Raw genomic sequence first — 18264 nt, 5'->3', positions numbered from 1 at the left:
TATGAACAAAATACCAAGACGTATTGTAACAGGAATTAAAGACGGAAAATCCATTATCATGGAAGACCAGCAAACAGAAAACGCTGTGGAACATTTTCCGGGGTTGATCATTTCTGATGTATGGAATACCCAAAAGATGCCGGCAAGCTTAGATTTTGAAACAACAATTCCCAATACAGGATTTCCGCACACCCCCAAAAACGGAACCTACTTCCGGTATGTTGTGGTTCCTCCTGATGAAGACTTAGGAATGGAATGGAAAAGTGGAGAACCTCATCCAATGATGCACAAAACTCCAACCCTGGATTACATCATCATTCTTTCAGGAGAATTATATCTGATCATGGATGAAGGAGAGACTCTGCTGAAACCGGGTGACATCGTTATTCAAAGGGGAACCAACCATGCATGGAGCAACCGTTCTGATGAACCGTGCATTCAACTGGCAGTGTTGATAGATGCGGGGATTTAAATTAAAATTTATTTTGTTGGAAAACGCAACGGCGCAAAGAAGAATAAATTATATGTTATTTTTAAGACGCAAGAAATGATCTATAAATTATAAATCCTTGCGACTTAAAAACAGAAAAGCTTTGCGCCTTCGCATTTTCCAACAAACCCCAGAAACATTAAAAAAACTCACGCAGATTTTACATAAACATCTGTGTAATCTGTGAGAAATAATATATAAATAACATTCAATTACAAAGCCGAAATTTCCAACAGTTTCTGCTTCATTTTTTCAGACGTCATCTGCCCCTCATGATAACATACTAAACTCTGATGCTTATCAAGAAATATCCACAACGGATAAACAGGCTGGTTTTTATTTTTAGAAAGTGCTAATACCAGCTCATGAATTCCTGAACTTCCATTGGACAAATAATTAAACTCATGATCCTGAAACCGGATCTTTTCTTTTGTCTTCTCTGCCTCAAAGTTGATAAAATAAAAATGTTCATTCATCATGTCAACCAATTCTTTATCTTTATTTAGATTAAAAGATTCAATTTTACAGATCATGCACCAATCTGTATAAATATGGATAACAATTGGTTTCGGATCTTTTTTCTGCCAATTTTCAAGTTCAGAAAAAGTGCCTGTCTTCATCTGAGACAGATAAAAACAGGGCACTAACATTAAAAATAAAGCTAATTTTTTCATTTTAAAGTGTATTTCACTCCCAGGAATCCCCGGATACCCTGCATGGGCGCATAGCCATAAGCTGTATCAAAGGTATAATGATTGGGATTGCCCACTGGATCATCAACATGTTTATCAAAGGGATCAAATGGCCTCATAAGAGGATCTTTAGGCGTAAAATTGAACAAATTTTTCAACCCGCAATACACTTCGAATCCGGATTTGAAACTTTTTGAAACCTGAATATTAGCAAGAGAATAGAATGGCGAATATTCAGGACGGTAGTCGTTAGGTAAAACCGGAAGTCTCATTGGTCCGTAAAACTGTCCGGTGAAATCTACAGTCAGATTATTTGGAAGCCTGTAACTCAGGCTATAAGTTCCACTCCATCTGGGGGCATGCAGCTGCTGGGTCTTTTGATTTTCATTATCGAATTTCTGGTATACATCAAGGTAAGTGACTCCCAGATTAACACTGAGAGGAAACTGAAAAGTGAAATCTGCATTCAGGGAAGCTCCCCTGGAAATTCCATATCCATGAAGATTATCATAAATGATTCTATCGGGATCAGAATCAAAATCACCAACGATTTTATTACTGAAATAGGTATAAAATGCAGAAGCATCAAGACTCAGCATACGGTTTCCTACGGGAATCTTCCAGATATAGTTCAAATTACCGTTAACTGATCTTTCCGGCTGTAAATCTGATTTCACAACCACTTCACGGGAACCCGTAAGTGCAGCATGATCTTCCGTAAACAAATTGACTACCCTAAAGCCTGTTCCAAAATTGAAGCGCATTGTATGATAAGGGTTTGGGGAAAATTTCCATGCAAACCTTGGTGAATGTACAGAATGATGGATTTTATCATAGTCATATCTGTATCCGATCAATAAGGTGTTTTTATCATTAATCTCCCACTGATCCTGAATAAAGGCTCCCCAAATCGGTGACTTCATAGGTGCGTTGGTTATCCCGTCCGGAGCAAGAGTTCCCGGCGTATTGTCATCATAAAAAGTTCTTTTAAAAGTAAGTCCGGCAGTAATATCATGTTTACCGAAACTTCTATCCCAATAGGTTTGTACAAAAGCAACCTTTTGAAGAGCATTAAATGGATTAGCGCCGTAAAATGAATTCTGATCATGGTAGTTATAAGAGAACTGAGTTACAATATGTTCTTTCATCGGCCATTCATACAATCCGAAAATTTCAGCTCTGTTGGTATAAATACTTTCCCCATATACTTCATTACTTCCACGAAATGATTTATTCCATTGCATTTCACCGCCAAAACGGTCTTCATACAGATATCTCATGGCGAAACTTGCCTGTCTGTTTTCTTTTCGTTTAAAATTCCATTTATTAAAGATAGAAATTCTGCTCTGTAAAGTGGTATCTGTGAAATTGTCCTTATTCTGGTCTATCCTTTCTTTAAAATTGAAATAATTTAAGCTTAATAAAGAAGCGGCATTCTTTCCTACATTAAATTTGGTTGAAAAATCAATATTATTTTCATTCCATGTAGTGGTCATTAGATCTACACTCAGTTTGGGTGCCGTCAAGGCATTTTTGGTAATAATATTGATCACTCCTCCCATTGCTTCGGATCCATAGATAGAAGAAGCAGGACCTTTCACCACTTCTATTCTGTCTACTAAACTATTGGGAATCCCGCTCAATCCGTATACTGTTGAAAGAGAGCTTACAATGGGCATTCCGTCAATCAGGATCATGGTATAAGGCCCTTCCAGACCGTTGATGTGAATATCTCCGGTATTGCAGACAGAGCAGTTCAGCTGAGGTTTGATGCCGTTTACCATTGCTATTGCTTCAAAAATACTTGGTGTCGGGTTTTTCTGGAAAAATTTCTGACCGTAGATTTCCACCGCCACGGGACTTTTGGATCTGCTCATCGGTTTTATAGTTCCGGTAACTACTACGTCATCAATAGTACTTGTCCTGATCTCCCTTTTAGAAACTCTGGCTGAATCTATGTTTTTATTTTGATGTAAACTTAAACTGTCTGTCTCCTGTGCAAAACAATAAGACGACAAAAAAGTAATAGAAAATAATATTCGCTTCATGAAATTATAATTGTTAGACAAATCTAACAATTATTTTTCAATTACAAAACTTAACGAGAAAATATTGATTGAGCCAATTCATGAAAAATGATTAAATTTGAGAAACTACATATGAAAGTAAAATGAGATATCATCTAGCGGGAAATATCCCACCAAAAAGACATACCACCTTTAAGTCTCCGGAAGATAAATTTTACTATGAACAGCTTTTCGGAACAGAAGGCTTTCACGGTATTTCTTCTTTGCTATACCATACGCACCGCCCTACCCAGATAAAATCGATAGGCGAACCAAAGGATGTAACTCCAAAAATTGCAGTAGAGAAAAACATCGCTCCGAGAATGTTCAAAGGAATGAATGTCACTCCTGAAGACGATTTTATGGACAGCCGAAAGATTCTTCTGATGAACAATGATCTGAAAATGGGATTGGCAAAACCAAGAAAATCAATGGATTATTTCTACAAAAATGCTGAATGTGATGAACTTTTATATGTTCATCAGGGAACCGGAATTTTAAAAACATTTGTAGGAGATCTTGAATTTGTTGCAGGTGATTATCTTATTATACCAAGAGGAACAATCTATCAGGTAGAACTGAAATCCGATGATACTGTATTTTTTGTACTGGAGAGCCACTCTCCCATTTATACTCCGAAAAGATACAGAAATGAATTCGGGCAGCTTTTAGAGCACTCACCGTTCTGCGAAAGAGATATGATTGCTCCTACTTTCAAAGAACCTGTAGATGAAAAAGGCGAATTTCTGATCAAAGTAAAAAAAGAAAACCAGATCACAGACTTCATTTATGCAACACATCCGTTTGATGTAGTGGGCTGGGACGGTTATTTCTATCCTTATAAATTCAATATTAAAAATTTCGAACCGATTACAGGAAGAATTCACCAACCGCCACCAGTTCACCAGAACTTTGAGGGGCACAATTTTGTAGTCTGCTCATTCTGTGCAAGAATGTATGATTATCATCCACAGGCTATTCCGGCACCTTACAATCACTCCAATATCGATTCTGATGAGGTACTGTTCTATACAGAAGGAGATTTCATGAGCCGTAACCATATTGATCTTATGGACTTTACCCTTCACCCGGGAGGAATTGTACATGGACCTCACCCTGGTGCGATGGAAAGAAGCATCGGTAAAAAATTTACAGAAGAATATGCGGTAATGGTAGATCCTTTCCGTCCTTTAAAAATTACAGAAGAAGCCTTAAAAGTGGAAGATCCATCTTATAAAACTTCGTGGCTAGAATAAAAAAAGAACAACAATGTAAAAAGCTATCCTAAGCATAAGGAAATTGTTACCAAATACATATAAAAGACACTTTAAATAACCCGTTTAAAGTGTCTTTTTTCGTAAATTTGTAAGGAATGGTTAACATTTATAATCATCATTATTTTTCATAACAAAGCCTTAAGTAATGGTGGTTAAATAAAAATCAATATTACATGTTAGAAAGAATCAGATTAGAAAGCCTGCACCAAAAAGTAACTACGGCGGAAAATGCTGTAAAAATCATTAAAGACGGTATGATCATAGGATCAAGCGGCTTTACAAAAGCAGGTGACAGCAAAGCTATTTTGCCGGCACTGGCGGAAAGGGGAAAAACAGAAGAGATTAAAGTCACTTTAATGACCGGAGCCTCACTGGGACACGGTACCGACGGAAAACTGGCAGAAGCAAACGTGTTAAAGAAGAGGATGCCGTTTCAGGTAGATCCTATTTTAAGAAATAAGATCAATAAAGGTGAAATTCTCTTCATCGACCAGCATTTAAGTGAAAGTGCCGAGCTTCTTCATACCAAAAATCTACAAAGCATTGATGTAGCCATTATAGAGGCAGCCTATATTGAAAGAGACGGAAGCATCGTTCCTACTACTTCTGTTGGAAATTCGGTGACCTTTGCGGCTATGGCTAAAAAAGTCATCATTGAGATCAATACAGAAGTTCCTGAAGAAGTTTATGGAATTCATGATATCTACCAGGCTGAAGATTATCCTTACAGAAACGTGATTCCAATTGTCGCTCCATGGAACAAAATCGGAAGAAAAAGTATTCCGGTGGATCCTGATAAAATTGAAGCCATTGTATTCACCAATCTTAAAGACAGCCCTGCAGACATTGCAGAACCAGATGAAAAGACAACAGCAATAGCAAAACATCTTCTTGGGTTCTTTGAGAATGAAGTGCTTTTAGGACGTCTTACAGACAGATTGCTTCCTCTTCAGGCAGGTATTGGGAAAGTAGCCAATGCAGTACTTACAGGATTCAAGGATAGTAATTTTTATGATCTGACGATGTTTTCCGAAGTCCTTCAGGACAGTACATTTGATTTGATAGACTCAGGAAAACTAAGTTTTGCCTCTGCATCATCTATTACCGTTTCTCAGGAATGCTATGAAAGAGTTTTAGGAAACCTCTCAAAATATAAAGAAAAATTTGTGCTAAGGCCTCAGAACATTTCCAATACCCCTGGTCTGATCAGAAGATTAGGAGTAATCGCCATCAATACCGCTATTGAATTTGATATTTATGGAAATGTAAACTCCACTCATATTGGAGGAACAAAAATAATGAATGGTATCGGAGGTTCCGGAGACTTTGCCAGAAATGCTTACTTAAGTATTTTTGTTACCCAAGCTGCTTCAAAAGGCAACAATATCTCTCACGTACTTCCTATGGTTTCCCACACTGATCATACAGAACATGATGTGGATATTCTGGTTACAGATGTAGGTCTGGCAGATTTAAGAGGATTAGCTCCTAGAGAAAGGGCTCAGAAAATCATTGACAACTGTGTTCATCCTGATTATAAAGAAGAACTTCAATCTTATTTTGACAGAGCATGTGAAAGAGGAGGCCATACCCCTCATCTGCTGGAAGAATCTTTCAGCTGGCATTTACGTTTCGCTGACACCGGAAGTATGAAACAAAAAGCAGAAAATGAAATTCTGAATTAAGAATTTCTATTAATATATATAAAAGGACTGAATGCAATGCATCTAGTCCTTTTTTTTTATCCTTCTACAATACATCCAATATGACAAAAGTCTTTTAAAATCAATTAGGTATATAGAATAAGATATGATTATAAAGATTATCTTTGAGAAAGACAGCTATTTTATGAGATAAAGATAATATCAACAACCTCATAAAACAGTATAAAAATAAAGTATGCCTAATTACATAACTGCAGAAGAAGCGATATATACCATAAAAAGTGGCAACCGTGTATTTTTCCATGGAAGTGCGTGTACTCCAAATTATCTGATTGATGAACTGGCAAGACAGTCAGCCCGGCTGCAAAATGTAGAAGTGGTTTCTATTACTCAGCAGGGAAATGTAGAAATCGCAAAACCAGAATACAAAGACAGTTTCTTTATCAACTCTTTATTTGTTTCTACACCTGTGCGTGATGCCGTAAATTCAGACAGAGGAGACTTTGTTCCTGTATTCTTAAGTGAGATCCCTATTTTGTTCAGAAAAAATATTCTCCCGCTAGATGTGGCATTAGTTACCGTCTCTCTGCCAGACAGACATGGTTTTTGCACATTGGGAACTTCAGTAGATATTGCAAGATCCGCTGTGGATACTGCGAAAATCATTGTTGCGGTCGTTAATCCCAAAATGCCCAGAACACACGGAGACGGTATGATCCACATTAGCAGAATTCATAAGCTGGTCTGGCATGAAGAAGAGTTACCAACAATAGACTATGGAACAAAGGTTGGCCATGAGGAAATGCTTGTCGGAAAAAATGTGGCAGAGCTTATTGAGGACAGATCTACCCTTCAGATGGGGATCGGAACAATTCCTGACGCAGTTTTAAAATGTTTAACCAATCACAAAGATCTGGGAATTCATACAGAAATGCTGAGCGACGGAGTTATTGATCTGATTCAGAATGATGTCATCAACAATAAATATAAAGGCTACAACGATAATAAAACCATTACAAGTTTCTGCTTCGGAACCCGAAAGCTGTATGACTATGTAGATGATAATACCGTTTTTGCATTCAGAGATGTGAGCGAGGTTAACTTCCCGATCAATATTATGAAAAATAAAAAAATGGTAGCGATCAATTCTGCTATTGAAATAGACCTGACCGGCCAGGTATGTGCGGATTCTATCGGGACACTTCAATACAGTGGTATTGGTGGGCAGATGGACTTCATGAGAGGTGCTGCATTAGGAGAAGAGGGAAAACCCATCATTGCAATAACCTCCAGAACAAAAAAAGGTATTTCCAGAATTGTCCCTTATCTCAAGCAGGGAGCTGGTGTGGTCACCACCAGAGGACACATTCACTATGTCGTTACTGAATACGGAACAGTCTATCTATATGGGAAAAATCTGCGCCAGAGGGCACAGGAGCTGATCAGCATTGCACATCCTGATGACAGGGAAATGTTAGAAAGGGCTGCTTTTGAAAGATTTAAAAACTGACAGCCAACCAATAAAGCAATGGTAAATCTTTTGATGCAAAATTCAAAACATATTTTTAATACAAGCCAGCAAAAGATAAAAAAGCACTAATCTTTTGGCAGTATTTTTGATAAAACTCTTTATAAAACAAGCAAATTGAAGACTATATATAATTCGATAAGAGAAGAAATTGTAAAGCATTCGAAAGTAAGGAATTCTGTTTTGGGGAATGTGACTGAATGGAAAAGAAGCCATTATATTATTCTTTCAGAAATTATTAAGAACGAGCTATCTGAAGCTGAAGAACTAAAAGGAGGAAAAAAATTTGAAATTGGAAATACTATTTCTCATGTCACCCTGCAGCGTTTTTTTGAAAATGATTATCAGGATAAAACTCATAATGATCTGAGATTCTTAAAGACCCTGGATAAGATATGTATTTTTCTGGGGTACAAAGAGCTTAATGACTATATTCATATACTAAAAGACAAACAGGAAGAAAGTCAGGATGCAGATGAACTTTCATTTGTTACTCAGATGGTTTATGATTACTGTGCTACTGCTTTTGAGTTTTGTAAACAGTTCCCCAATCATAACACTGATCTGTTCAAAGATCTGGTATTTGAGGATTCTCCATTTTTGGAAAGAGTTTCACAATTCAGCAAAGAACTCTGTGAAAAGGACTTTCATCTGGTAACCAAAAACAACCGTTCAAACTACGAAGTTTTTGACATTCATGTGGTAACTGATGAACCTGATAAAAAAATTCTGGAATCTCAGGAATTCTGGAACCTACTTTTCAAAGTAGGAGAAACAGGAGAAGAACACTTTGTCAATCAATTGAATATGCAAATTTATTTTATCAAGAAAATAGATAATACCTGGAAGATCTGGGACAATTACAATCCGGATGCCGGAAGATTAAACAGAAAGATAGAAACGACCTAAAAAATAAAAAAGCCGCAAATTAATTCTGCGGCTTTCATGTTCGAAATATTTTTTTTCACTTGTGTTTTGTATTACAAATGTAAGAGGTTGGTTTTAAACATATGAAACTTAAATATACTTAAGTAAACTCTTCTTTAATGTTATATTAAATATATTTAATCATTCCAGGGTTATATTTTCGCAATGTCTAAGATTTTTGTAATTTGCATACCAATAAAATAAAAGTAAAAGAGAAAATATGTCAACACTTACATTTGCCGAGAAAATTGCTCAAGCAGAAAATTTCTTACCAATTAACGGTACGGATTACATTGAGTTTTATGTAGGAAATGCAAAACAGGCTGCCCATTATTACAAAACCGCTTTCGGTTTTCAGTCTGTAGCATATGCTGGTCCTGAAACAGGAGTAAGAGACCGTGCATCTTATGTGCTTCAACAGGGAAAAATTAGATTGGTCTTAACAACAGGACTTTCTTCTGACTCCGCTATCAGCGAGCACGTAAAAAAACATGGTGACGGAGTAAAAATTTTGGCACTTTGGGTAGATGACGCTTATGCAGCTTTCGAAGAAACAACTAAAAGAGGTGGAAAACCTTATTTAGAGCCTGTAACTTTAACTGATGAGCATGGTGAGGTAAGAATGTCCGGAATCTATACGTATGGAGAAACCGTTCACATGTTTATTGAAAGAAAAAATTACAACGGTGCTTTTATGCCTGGGTATGAAAAGTGGGAAAGTGATTATAAGCCTGAAGAAGCAGGTTTATTATACGTAGACCACTGTGTGGGAAATGTAGACTGGAACAGAATGATCCCTACCGTAGAATGGTACGAAAAAGTAATGGGATTTGTGAACATCCTTTCTTTCGATGACAAGCAGATCAATACCGAATATTCTGCATTGATGTCTAAAGTAATGTCTAACGGAAACGGATTTGCTAAATTCCCGATTAACGAACCTGCTGAAGGTAAAAAGAAATCTCAGGTAGAAGAATATCTTGACTTCTATGAAGGAGAAGGAGTACAGCACATTGCTGTGGCTACTAAAGATATCATCCATACAGTAACCGAGTTAAAAAAACGTGGTGTAGAATTCCTCTCTGCTCCACCGGAAGCTTATTACAACATGGTCCCTGAAAGAGTAGGCCACATTGATGAAGATTTGAAAAAACTTCAGGATTTAGGTATACTTATTGATCATGATGAAGAAGGGTACTTACTTCAGATCTTTACCAAGCCTGTAGAAGACCGCCCTACTCTATTTTTCGAAATTATTGAAAGACATGGTGCACAAAGTTTTGGTGCCGGAAACTTCAAAGCTCTTTTCGAAGCATTAGAAAGAGAGCAGGAAAGAAGAGGTAATCTTTAATTTTACATTAAAAATATAAGTTTTGTCAGGATACCATATTCTGGCAAAACTTTTTTATAAAACACAGTATATGAGAAAATTTTTAATCGGAATTTTATTCTTTGGGACATTAGGGCTAAAAGCTCAATATGGAACTCTGAATGCAATTCTTAAAAGACTTGAAGAAAGAAAAGGCATCAATCAGAATCTTGAACAGGTAAGTATTGACAACAAGAAATTCGTTTTCATCAAAGATGAAGCCGATCATACGGAAAGAGATTTCATTATTATCAAGGGAAATAATGCAACTTATGTAGAGATTTTTGATGATAAAGCTACCGGAGAAAGCAGTTCCAATGTTTTTACAGGCGATATTGTCAGAAAGAAAAATATGATCTCTCTGAGAGCAGATATGCTTGAAAATAAAAAAGTACCTCTGCCGGTTACCAAAATGTTATTACTAACAAGACAGGATAATATTCTGTATCTTATTGATGTCAATACCAAAGACAGATGGATTGATGAACAATCATATTCTAAAAAGGCAAAATAAACATCTCAGGGGTGTTATTTAATCTAACTTAAATCTAAAATTATGAAATCATTTGTAGACTATTCCTCAAATTCGGATTTTTCAATACATAATATTCCTTTCGGGGTAGCAGTTTTTAATAAAGAATATATCGGATGCTGTACAAGAGTCGGAGACCAGGTTATTGATCTTGCAACATTGTATGATCTTGGTTATTTTGACGACATTGAAGGATTAGACGACAATGTTTTTGAAGCCTACACCATCAACGAATTTATTGAACTGGGTAAACCTGTTACCAATGCTATTCGTACAAAAATCCAGACTTTACTGCAGGAAGGATCCATATTATCGAAAGACCAGAAAACAATTGAAGAGGCATTCTATGACCTGGATAAGGTTAAAATGATGATGCCGATTCACATCCCGAACTATACAGACTTTTACAGCAGCATCGAGCATGCAACCAACGTAGGAAAAATGTTCCGTGATCCAGCCAATGCGCTGTTACCAAACTGGAAACATTTACCGGTAGGTTACCATGGGAGAGCTTCTTCTATTGTTGTTTCCGGAACAGACATCAACCGCCCAAAAGGACAAATGAAGCCTGCTGATGAAGACAAGCCTCTTTTCGGACCATGTAAGCAATTGGATTTCGAACTGGAAATGGCTTTCATCATCAATAAAAATACAGAGATGGGAGAAAGTATTTCTACAAAAGATGCAGAAGATGCCATCTTCGGAATGGTCGTTTTCAATGACTGGTCTGCAAGAGATATTCAATCTTGGGAATATGTTCCGTTAGGGCCATTCCTTGCGAAAAACTTCGGTTCATCTATTTCCCCATGGGTAGTTACTCTTGAAGCATTAGAACCATTCAGAACAGCATCTCCAACGCAGGATCCTGAAGTTCTTGATTATCTGAAATTTGAAGGTGATAAAAATTACGATATTAACCTTGAAGTTTATATACAACCTGAAAACGGGGATCAAAACCTCATCAGCGAAAGCAATTACAAGCATATGTACTGGAATATGACCCAGCAATTGGCTCACCACACAGTAAACGGATGTAACGTTGAGGTAGGTGATCTTTATGCAAGCGGTACTATTTCGGGAAGCGATCCGAAATCATTCGGATCTATGCTGGAACTTACCTGGAGAGGACAAAACCCTTTATCATTAAGCAACGGTGAAGAAAGAAAATTCATTGAAGATAATGATACCGTTACCATGAAAGCATGGGCAGAGAAAGACGGAATCAGAGTAGGTTTCGGTGAAGTTTCAGGAAAAATTATCCCAACGGTTTAAATTTTCACCACAAAAGTCACAAAAGATTTTATGGTTATACAGTCCTTTTTTACAGATTTGACTTATAAGATAAATAGTGCCTGCATAGAAGTTCGCAAAATTCCAGGCTCCGGTTTATTGGAAAGTGTGTAACATAAATGTCTGGAAGAAGAATTCAGATTAAGCAATCTGAGTTGAAAGTTCCGGTACATTACAAAGGAAAAGAGATTAATCATGATTTCTTTTGTGACTTTTTAGTTGAAGATTTAATTGTTATTGAATTAAAAATCAGTTGTTCAACCGAGTGATATTCATCGCGTCCAGCTTATAAACTATATTAACTTAATGAAGAAACCCAAAGGTATTTTAATAAGCTTTAATGTAAAAAATCTATATCACGAAGGTCAGGAAACCTTTGTGAATAAATAGTATATGCTTTTTTTAAACTTTAAGGGTTTAAAGCTATTTTACTTAAAATTTTTGTGCCTTTTATGGTTAAATAAAATATGAAAACAGTAATCCCTTCCGAGATAACCTCCGTACAACTCCAAACCATTATGCAGACGGCTGTCTCACCACGTCCGATTGCTTTGGCTTCTACGGTAGATAAGGACGGTAATCATAACTTATCTCCATTCAGCTTTTTTAACATGTTCAGTACGGTTCCTCCGATTCTGATCTTTTCACCATCAAGGAGAGTTCGTGATAATACCACGAAACATACACTGGAAAATATTCTTGAAGTACCTGAAGTAGTGATTGGAACTGTAAATTTTCCGATTGTACAGCAGATTTCTTTAGCTTCTACAGAATATGAAACCGGGGTCAATGAATTTATAAAGTCCGGTCTCACAATGAAAGATGCTGAACTTGTACAGCCCAAACTAATTGAAGAGTGTCCTGTAAACTTTGAATGTAAAGTTTTAGAGGTAAAATCTCTGGGAGATCAGGGGGGGCAGGAAACCTGATTATCTGTGAGGTTCAGAAAATTCACATCAGAGAAGAATATCTGAATGAAGAGGGGAACCTGGATCAGAAAAAATTGGATATGGTAGCCCGTTTAGGTGGCAACTGGTATTCAAGAAATAATGAAAACAGTCTTTTTGAGGTGCCTAAACCTTTGGTAACAAAAGGAATTGGATTTGATCTCCTTCCGGATGCTGTTAAATACAGCAAAGTGTTCACAGGAAATGATCTTGGAATGCTTGCCAATACAGAAGTACTGCCTTCCGGAGATTTCCATTCAGATGAAAATATTCATTTTGATGCTCAGAAACTACTTCTAGAAAGTAAAATTGAAGAAGCATGGAGTCTGCTTATCATAAAGTAAATCCATCCTATTATAAAAAAGGAAGCCTGAAAAATTTCAGGCTTCCTTTTTATTTTGCTTTTAATGATTCAGTGACTGTAATTTTTTTCTTTTCACTGAAATCTGTTAAACTTCCGTTCTGATCTATTAAAACATTCATATTGTCATCTTTTGAATCAAAATAAATATCTGTTGAATATCCCGGGCAGTCGTGCTGCTTACATCCTGTCACCTTGTAAATTCCGTTTTCAGAAGTAATAGGACTCTCCACATTAAAGTTTTTTACCATTTCATCATACTTCTTTCCTAACAATTTTTTGATTCTGTCTGTAAAGTTTTTATCCTCAAATAATTTGATATCGTGAGGATACTTCCCTACATTTTTGGTAATAATATTTTCTGTACCAGCTGCTGTGCCTGAATCTGCCTTTGTAGATGAGACAACAGAATCTTTAGGCATTGCTGTAGCCAAAGTATCTTTACCCATAGAAGATTCCGTTTTAGTTTCTTTCTTACATGAAACTACTGTTGTGAACAATGATAGCGCTACTGCGCCTGCAATAAGTTTTTTCATAATGGTATTTAAATGTGATGTTAATATATAAAACGGGATTAAAATCGTTTTATTTTAATTTTTCTTGTATAAATATAATGCATTTTTCCGTGACTGTGTTAAGATCTTCAGGCAATTTATCTTCTGCCCACGGCTCTTTTGCCCCAAAAGTATGATTGGCGTTTTCAATAAGAAACAGTTCCGAATTGGGATGAAGAATATGAAGATGTTCTGCCTGCTTCACATCTACGGCCTCGTCCCTTGTCCCATGAATGATAAGCATATGAGCTTTTGCCATCTCTGTTGCCCGTTCCACATCAAAACGATGTATATCTTTTTCATAATCTTCATAAAACTGATAATAATGCGGCATTTCCTGCTTTGTACGTCCATTTAAAGCATAATATACGCCGTTTCTTTTCCAGTTTTCAAAATGGTCTCCTTTTGGGAAACGATCGAGAGTATCCACACTGGCCAGTGTAATCAAACCATTAATCCTTTCATCTTCAAAAGTTTTAATAATAGAGATTCCTCCTCCCCTGCTATGTCCGATCAGAATTATTTTTTCTGCATCTACATGAGGATTCTGAATAAAATGATCAACGACAACACCAAGGTCAGAAAGTTCTTTAGAATAATTATTATTTCCGAAAGCCTCAAGATCTGCAAAATTGCGAGGATCTTCTACCGTTGTTCCGTTATGCGAAAAATTAAATTTAACAAAAAAAAGCCCTGCTTCAGCAAATTTTCTGCCCATCAGATCCCATGCTCCCCAGTTTTTATATCCTTTATATCCATGAACAAAGATGACCAGCGGTTGTCTCTTTCCGTTCTCTGTATAGAAAACATCAGCAAGAAAACCCTTTGTTTCTTTATTTTCTAAAAATATATCCTTTTCAATAATCAAATTCATAAAATAACCGATTTTTATTTAACATTTCTTATATTCACAATCCTATTTTAAATTGAAATTTATGAAAAAAACTCTATTTTTTTTATTTTTAATTACATTTTCTTTTGCATTCGGCCAGACTGTAAAGAGGGTTTTCTTTATTGGAAACAGTTACACTTATGTTAACAATCTTCCCGACCTTATCAAAGATGTTGCTGCATCCACTGGTGACATTCTGGAACATCACAGCCAGACTCCCGGTGGGTCTACACTTCAGGATCATGCTAATAATCCTATTGTAACTTCAGTCATCAACCAGGGAAACTGGGATTATGTAGTACTTCAGGAGCAGAGCCAGCTGCCTTCTTTTCCGGATTCTCAGGTGCAGAGCCAGGTTTATCCATATGCTCTGCAGCTTTCGAACTTAATTAAAAACTCAAATGGCTGTGGAAATGTTATGTTCTATATGACATGGGGACGTAAAAACGGAGATGCTACGAATTGTCCCGGCCTTCCGACCGTCTGCACTTACGAAGGAATGGATGATCAAATCTACAACCGCTATATGGAAATGGCAGCCACCAACGAAGGTGTAGTGTCTCCTGTAGGAAGAGTATGGAGAGCCATCAGAGCACAAGATCCATCTGTAGAGCTTTATGATCAGGACGAATCCCATCCCAGCTATATAGGTTCTATGGCAGCTGCTTATACATTTTATACGGTCTTGTTTAAAAAAGACCCTACCCTGGTTTCCTTTAACGGTAATCTTACTTCCGCAGAGGCACAGTTGATAAAAAATATTGTAAAAACGGAAGTTTACAACCAACAAAATAAATGGCTTATAACGTCCAATGATGTCCACAGTAGATTTACCCATCAGTTTACAGGAACCTCCACTGTTCAGTTTACTAATAAAACCCAAAATTCCAATACTTATCTATGGGATTTCGGAGATGGTACGACTTCCGTTCAGGAACATCCCCAGCATATGTATACTGCCTTAGGAAATTATAATGTAAAGCTGACGACAGATGCCTGCGGAACCAATACCACCAAAACAAAGCTGGTAACGGTAACCAGCCTTGCCACACAAGAATCCGATATCGAAGATCAGGTTCAGATTTACCCTAGTCCTGCACAGAATTTTATTATGATCACTTCTAAAAAGAAGTTTAAAATCCTGTCATTTATGGATAGTACCGGAAGAAATATTAGTTACAGCCAGAGCAAAACAGATTCCGGCTACACAATTCCGATACATTATCTTACAAGCGGAGTGTACTTTCTACAGTATAAAACCGGAGAAAAAGAATTCACTAAAAAGATTATAAAAAAATAAGCTTATTTTTGCCTTATGCAGAATTTAAGAACTGTAACTGTGACACGTTACATTCTGCCGTTGCGAGAAGGAGGTTCTCTTCCTGCGCTGGCAGAAGCTGATGATGACTTTAAATATGTCTTAAAATTCCGTGGTGCCGGCCATGGGGTAAAAATGCTGATCTCCGAACTTTTAGGCGGAAAAATTACGGAAGCACTGGGGTTGAAAATTCCTGAACTTGTTTTTGTAAATCTTGATGCAGATTTCGGGAGGACGGAAGCTGATGAAGAAATACAGGACCTGCTGAAGTTTTCGGAAGGTCTGAACCTTGGACTGCATTATCTTTCGGGCTCTATCACTTATGATCCGGGAGTAAGCGTTGATCCTCTGTTGGCTTCAAAAATTGTCTGGCTGGATGCTTTCATTACCAATATTGATCGTACGTTCAGGAATACGAATATGCTGATGTGGAATAGAGAACTCTGGATCATCGATAATGGAGCTTCCTTCTACTTCCATCACTCATGGCAGAACTTTGATGCAGCTGCAAAAACACCTTTCAAATACGTAAAGGATCATGTACTGCTTCCAAAAGCCAAGATGCTGGATGAAGCTAATCAATTTGCTCATGAAGTACTGAATGACAACCTTTTCAGGGAAATAGTCAATTTAATCCCTGAAGATTGGCTGCACTGGAATGATGCCGATGAAACACCCGAAGAAATCCGTGAGATCTATTTTCAGTTTTTGAAAACCAGATTCAAAAATTCTCAAATCTTTGTAAACGAAGCCAAAAATGCAAGAGGATAAAATATATGAATACGCGGTAGTACGCTTGGTACCCAAAGTTGAAAGAGAGGAATTTTTCAATATCGGACTGGTAATGTTTTCCAAAAAGGAAAAATTCATCAAGGCAGAGTTTTATTTATGTCCTGATAAATTCAAACTGATGCACAGTAAACTGAACTATGAAGATATCATTCAGAATCTGGAAAGCTTTTATAAGATTGCCAGCGGTGATAAAGACGGCGGTCCTATTGCCCTTCTGGACATTCCGGAGCGTTTCAGATGGCTGACAGCCGTAAGAAGTGCCGTTGTACAGACTTCAAGACCTCATCCCGGAAAATCAAAAGATCTGAACACTACTTTTGGTAAGCTTTTTGAGGAGTTAGTAAAATAACACTTCCCTCAAAAAAATCTTATTATGAATTTATACATCAACAACATATCAAACTACAGGTTTTCCAAAAACCTGTTTTTTGTTTTATTTTTAAGCATTTCTAGTTTATTATTTTCACAAAATTTTTCACAAACAACCGTTAAAGCCCCTGCTGTAAAAAGTACATTACTTCCTGAAATTTCCAACTTTTCTGAAGATATCACTTATAAAACCAATAAAAAGGGTGCCCCCATTAAGCTGGATCTTTATACTCCTAAAAATGTCTCAGCAGAAAAGCTTCCGGTAATGATCTATGTTCATGGCGGTGGCTGGATAGAAGGAAGCAAAGTCATCAATTCTGGTAACTATGTGGAAGCTACTATTGCCAAACTAATGGCGAAAAAATATGCTGTCATCAGCATCAATTATACTCTTCTGAATGACAGCATTCACTTTCCTCTTCCTCTGGAAGATACCAAAGACGCAATAAGATGGGTAAGAAAAAATGCGGAAAAATATAATTTTGACATCAATAATATAGGACTTTTTGGAGCTTCGGCAGGCGCTCACCTTTCATTAATGGCAGCCTATACTCCTGATAACACTTATATTGGAAGTCCTGAACTTGCTTCTTATTCTTCAAAAGTAAATTATGTTATTGATCATTATGGGCCTGCTGATCTCAACAAGCTTTTCCATACCAGATTGGGTACGATTCCTGTTTCTATGATTGGGCTAATTTCAAAAAAAATTGTCACTCTGCAGCAAAATCTGGTCAAAGGACTTTCTGGATATGACATCAAAAAAGATCAGGACAGGGCAATAGATTATTTCAAAACCATATCTCCTGTTTATTTTGTTTCAGATGCCGTTCCTACTTTAATTGTTCAGGGAAATAACGACAAAATAGTTCCATTAAATCAATCAAAAAAATTATACCGAAAATTAAAAAGAGCTAAGGTTCAGACTTCTTTAATCATTGTAGATAAAGGAGTACATGGATTTGGTACTACTGATAAAGCTTACCTGGATAAGCTGACAGATCAGATGGTGGATTTCATTCTCGCACAGAAGAAATAGAAAACGTAACATATGGATTTTATAGATAACCATATGTTAACCGTACTATTTATTTCCAGCTTTGCTTATTTTTACGATTACCCAATGGTATTTTTACAGCCAATAAAATATTATCGGCTAACGATAAAAATACTCCGTCTTCCCTAGAAATTCCGTT

17 protein-coding genes and 2 pseudogenes are annotated in these 18264 nt (G+C 36.8%); 15 read left to right on the top strand and 4 right to left on the bottom strand.

The features are described 5' to 3' along the window. Position 1: 1 nt before the first annotated feature. On the top strand, positions 2 to 472 hold the full coding sequence (locus LF887_RS04840) for a cupin domain-containing protein (protein WP_236857673.1): 471 nt from the start codon (positions 2 to 4) through the stop codon (positions 470 to 472). A 230-nt stretch (positions 473 to 702) separates the two neighbouring features. On the opposite strand, the gene LF887_RS04835 is transcribed toward LF887_RS04840, so the two are convergent. Continuing rightward, positions 703 to 1164 carry a thiol:disulfide interchange protein gene (locus LF887_RS04835; RefSeq protein ID WP_236857672.1) on the bottom strand — a complete coding sequence of 154 codons (462 nt, stop codon included), beginning with the start codon at positions 1162 to 1164 and terminating at the stop codon, positions 703 to 705. After that, the gene (locus LF887_RS04830; RefSeq protein WP_236857671.1) at positions 1161 to 3230 is read right to left on the bottom strand and encodes a TonB-dependent receptor plug domain-containing protein; all 2070 of its coding nucleotides are present in this window, start codon (positions 3228 to 3230) and stop codon (positions 1161 to 1163) included. The genes LF887_RS04835 and LF887_RS04830 overlap by 4 nt, the downstream gene beginning before the upstream one ends. A gap of 122 nt (positions 3231 to 3352) precedes the next feature. On the opposite strand from LF887_RS04830, the gene LF887_RS04825 reads away from it, so the two are divergent. The 10 genes and pseudogenes from LF887_RS04825 (at position 3353) to LF887_RS04790 (ending at position 13126) form a co-directional block, all read left to right on the top strand. Then, positions 3353 to 4504: a homogentisate 1,2-dioxygenase gene (locus LF887_RS04825; protein WP_236857670.1), complete on the top strand. Its 1152-nt coding sequence runs from the start codon at positions 3353 to 3355 to the stop codon at positions 4502 to 4504. A 194-nt stretch (positions 4505 to 4698) separates the two neighbouring features. Next, on the top strand, positions 4699 to 6210 hold the full coding sequence (locus tag LF887_RS04820) for a succinate CoA transferase (protein ID WP_236857669.1): 1512 nt from the start codon (positions 4699 to 4701) through the stop codon (positions 6208 to 6210). Positions 6211 to 6424: 214 nt separating this feature from the next. Continuing rightward, the gene (locus LF887_RS04815; RefSeq protein WP_236857668.1) at positions 6425 to 7699 is read left to right on the top strand and encodes an acetyl-CoA hydrolase/transferase family protein; all 1275 of its coding nucleotides are present in this window, start codon (positions 6425 to 6427) and stop codon (positions 7697 to 7699) included. 135 nt (positions 7700 to 7834) lie between these two features. Continuing rightward, positions 7835 to 8626 (top strand): hypothetical protein, encoded by a 792-nt coding sequence (locus tag LF887_RS04810; RefSeq protein WP_236857667.1) that lies wholly within the window; start codon positions 7835 to 7837, stop codon positions 8624 to 8626. Between the two features lie 238 nt (positions 8627 to 8864). Continuing rightward, complete coding sequence (gene hppD, locus LF887_RS04805; protein WP_236857666.1) at positions 8865 to 9995, top strand: 4-hydroxyphenylpyruvate dioxygenase; 1131 nt, start codon at positions 8865 to 8867, stop codon at positions 9993 to 9995. 70 nt (positions 9996 to 10065) lie between these two features. Then, positions 10066 to 10527 (top strand): hypothetical protein, encoded by a 462-nt coding sequence (locus LF887_RS04800; protein WP_236857665.1) that lies wholly within the window; start codon positions 10066 to 10068, stop codon positions 10525 to 10527. Positions 10528 to 10569: 42 nt separating this feature from the next. Beyond that, positions 10570 to 11817 (top strand): fumarylacetoacetase, encoded by a 1248-nt coding sequence (gene fahA, locus LF887_RS04795; protein WP_236857664.1) that lies wholly within the window; start codon positions 10570 to 10572, stop codon positions 11815 to 11817. A 137-nt stretch (positions 11818 to 11954) separates the two neighbouring features. Next, positions 11955 to 12104, top strand: coding sequence for a GxxExxY protein (locus LF887_RS24360; protein WP_366915151.1), 150 nt, complete (start codon positions 11955 to 11957; stop codon positions 12102 to 12104). Then, positions 12100 to 12225, top strand: a pseudogene (locus LF887_RS24210) (GxxExxY protein); the annotation flags it as partial. The gene LF887_RS24360 and the pseudogene LF887_RS24210, both read left to right, overlap by 5 nt. 77 nt (positions 12226 to 12302) lie before the next feature. Further along, positions 12303 to 13126: pseudogene (locus tag LF887_RS04790) on the top strand (flavin reductase family protein). A 49-nt stretch (positions 13127 to 13175) separates the two neighbouring features. On the opposite strand, the gene LF887_RS04785 reads toward LF887_RS04790, so the two are convergent. Together LF887_RS04785 and LF887_RS04780 are read right to left on the bottom strand one after the other, a co-directional pair. Further along, complete coding sequence (locus tag LF887_RS04785) at positions 13176 to 13679, bottom strand: hypothetical protein (protein ID WP_236857663.1); 504 nt, start codon at positions 13677 to 13679, stop codon at positions 13176 to 13178. Between the two features lie 49 nt (positions 13680 to 13728). After that, positions 13729 to 14571 carry an alpha/beta hydrolase family protein gene (locus LF887_RS04780; protein WP_236857662.1) on the bottom strand — a complete coding sequence of 281 codons (843 nt, stop codon included), beginning with the start codon at positions 14569 to 14571 and terminating at the stop codon, positions 13729 to 13731. Positions 14572 to 14632: 61 nt separating this feature from the next. Here LF887_RS04780 and LF887_RS04775 point away from each other — a divergent pair, with 61 nt between their 5' ends. The 4 genes from LF887_RS04775 to LF887_RS04760 are packed head-to-tail and all read left to right on the top strand — an operon-like array spanning position 14633 to position 18107. Continuing rightward, complete coding sequence (locus tag LF887_RS04775) at positions 14633 to 15889, top strand: PKD domain-containing protein (RefSeq protein WP_236857661.1); 1257 nt, start codon at positions 14633 to 14635, stop codon at positions 15887 to 15889. Positions 15890 to 15904: 15 nt separating this feature from the next. After that, complete coding sequence (locus tag LF887_RS04770; protein ID WP_236857660.1) at positions 15905 to 16678, top strand: HipA family kinase; 774 nt, start codon at positions 15905 to 15907, stop codon at positions 16676 to 16678. Beyond that, a complete protein-coding gene (locus tag LF887_RS04765; protein ID WP_236857659.1) occupies positions 16665 to 17048 on the top strand; it encodes a DUF3037 domain-containing protein in 384 nt (127 codons plus the stop codon). The genes LF887_RS04770 and LF887_RS04765 overlap by 14 nt, the downstream gene beginning before the upstream one ends. 24 nt (positions 17049 to 17072) lie before the next feature. Continuing rightward, on the top strand, positions 17073 to 18107 hold the full coding sequence (locus tag LF887_RS04760; protein WP_236857658.1) for an alpha/beta hydrolase: 1035 nt from the start codon (positions 17073 to 17075) through the stop codon (positions 18105 to 18107). Positions 18108 to 18264: the final 157 nt, after the last annotated feature.

It is taken from the genome of Chryseobacterium sp. MEBOG06 (genome assembly GCF_021869765.1).
Classification (GTDB): Bacteria; Bacteroidota; Bacteroidia; order Flavobacteriales; family Weeksellaceae; genus Chryseobacterium.
The sequence above is the reverse complement of the archived record's forward strand: the minus strand, read 5'-3'. Positions and strand labels throughout refer to the sequence as shown.

Bases quoted from the DNA above. Each gene is read 5' to 3' on its own strand.
- LF887_RS04840 (WP_236857673.1), top strand. From the start codon at position 2: ATGAACAAAATACCAAGACGTATTGTAACAGGAATTAAAGACGGAAAA.
- LF887_RS04835 (WP_236857672.1), bottom strand. From the start codon at position 1,164: ATGAAAAAATTAGCTTTATTTTTAATGTTAGTGCCCTGTTTTTATCTG.
- LF887_RS04830 (WP_236857671.1), bottom strand. From the start codon at position 3,230: ATGAAGCGAATATTATTTTCTATTACTTTTTTGTCGTCTTATTGTTTT.
- LF887_RS04825 (WP_236857670.1), top strand. From the start codon at position 3,353: ATGAGATATCATCTAGCGGGAAATATCCCACCAAAAAGACATACCACC.
- LF887_RS04820 (WP_236857669.1), top strand. From the start codon at position 4,699: ATGTTAGAAAGAATCAGATTAGAAAGCCTGCACCAAAAAGTAACTACG.
- LF887_RS04815 (WP_236857668.1), top strand. From the start codon at position 6,425: ATGCCTAATTACATAACTGCAGAAGAAGCGATATATACCATAAAAAGT.
- hppD (WP_236857666.1), top strand. From the start codon at position 8,865: ATGTCAACACTTACATTTGCCGAGAAAATTGCTCAAGCAGAAAATTTC.
- LF887_RS04800 (WP_236857665.1), top strand. From the start codon at position 10,066: ATGAGAAAATTTTTAATCGGAATTTTATTCTTTGGGACATTAGGGCTA.
- fahA (WP_236857664.1), top strand. From the start codon at position 10,570: ATGAAATCATTTGTAGACTATTCCTCAAATTCGGATTTTTCAATACAT.
- LF887_RS24360 (WP_366915151.1), top strand. From the start codon at position 11,955: ATGTCTGGAAGAAGAATTCAGATTAAGCAATCTGAGTTGAAAGTTCCG.
- LF887_RS04785 (WP_236857663.1), bottom strand. From the start codon at position 13,679: ATGAAAAAACTTATTGCAGGCGCAGTAGCGCTATCATTGTTCACAACA.
- LF887_RS04780 (WP_236857662.1), bottom strand. From the start codon at position 14,571: ATGAATTTGATTATTGAAAAGGATATATTTTTAGAAAATAAAGAAACA.
- LF887_RS04775 (WP_236857661.1), top strand. From the start codon at position 14,633: ATGAAAAAAACTCTATTTTTTTTATTTTTAATTACATTTTCTTTTGCA.
- LF887_RS04770 (WP_236857660.1), top strand. From the start codon at position 15,905: ATGCAGAATTTAAGAACTGTAACTGTGACACGTTACATTCTGCCGTTG.
- LF887_RS04765 (WP_236857659.1), top strand. From the start codon at position 16,665: ATGCAAGAGGATAAAATATATGAATACGCGGTAGTACGCTTGGTACCC.
- LF887_RS04760 (WP_236857658.1), top strand. From the start codon at position 17,073: ATGAATTTATACATCAACAACATATCAAACTACAGGTTTTCCAAAAAC.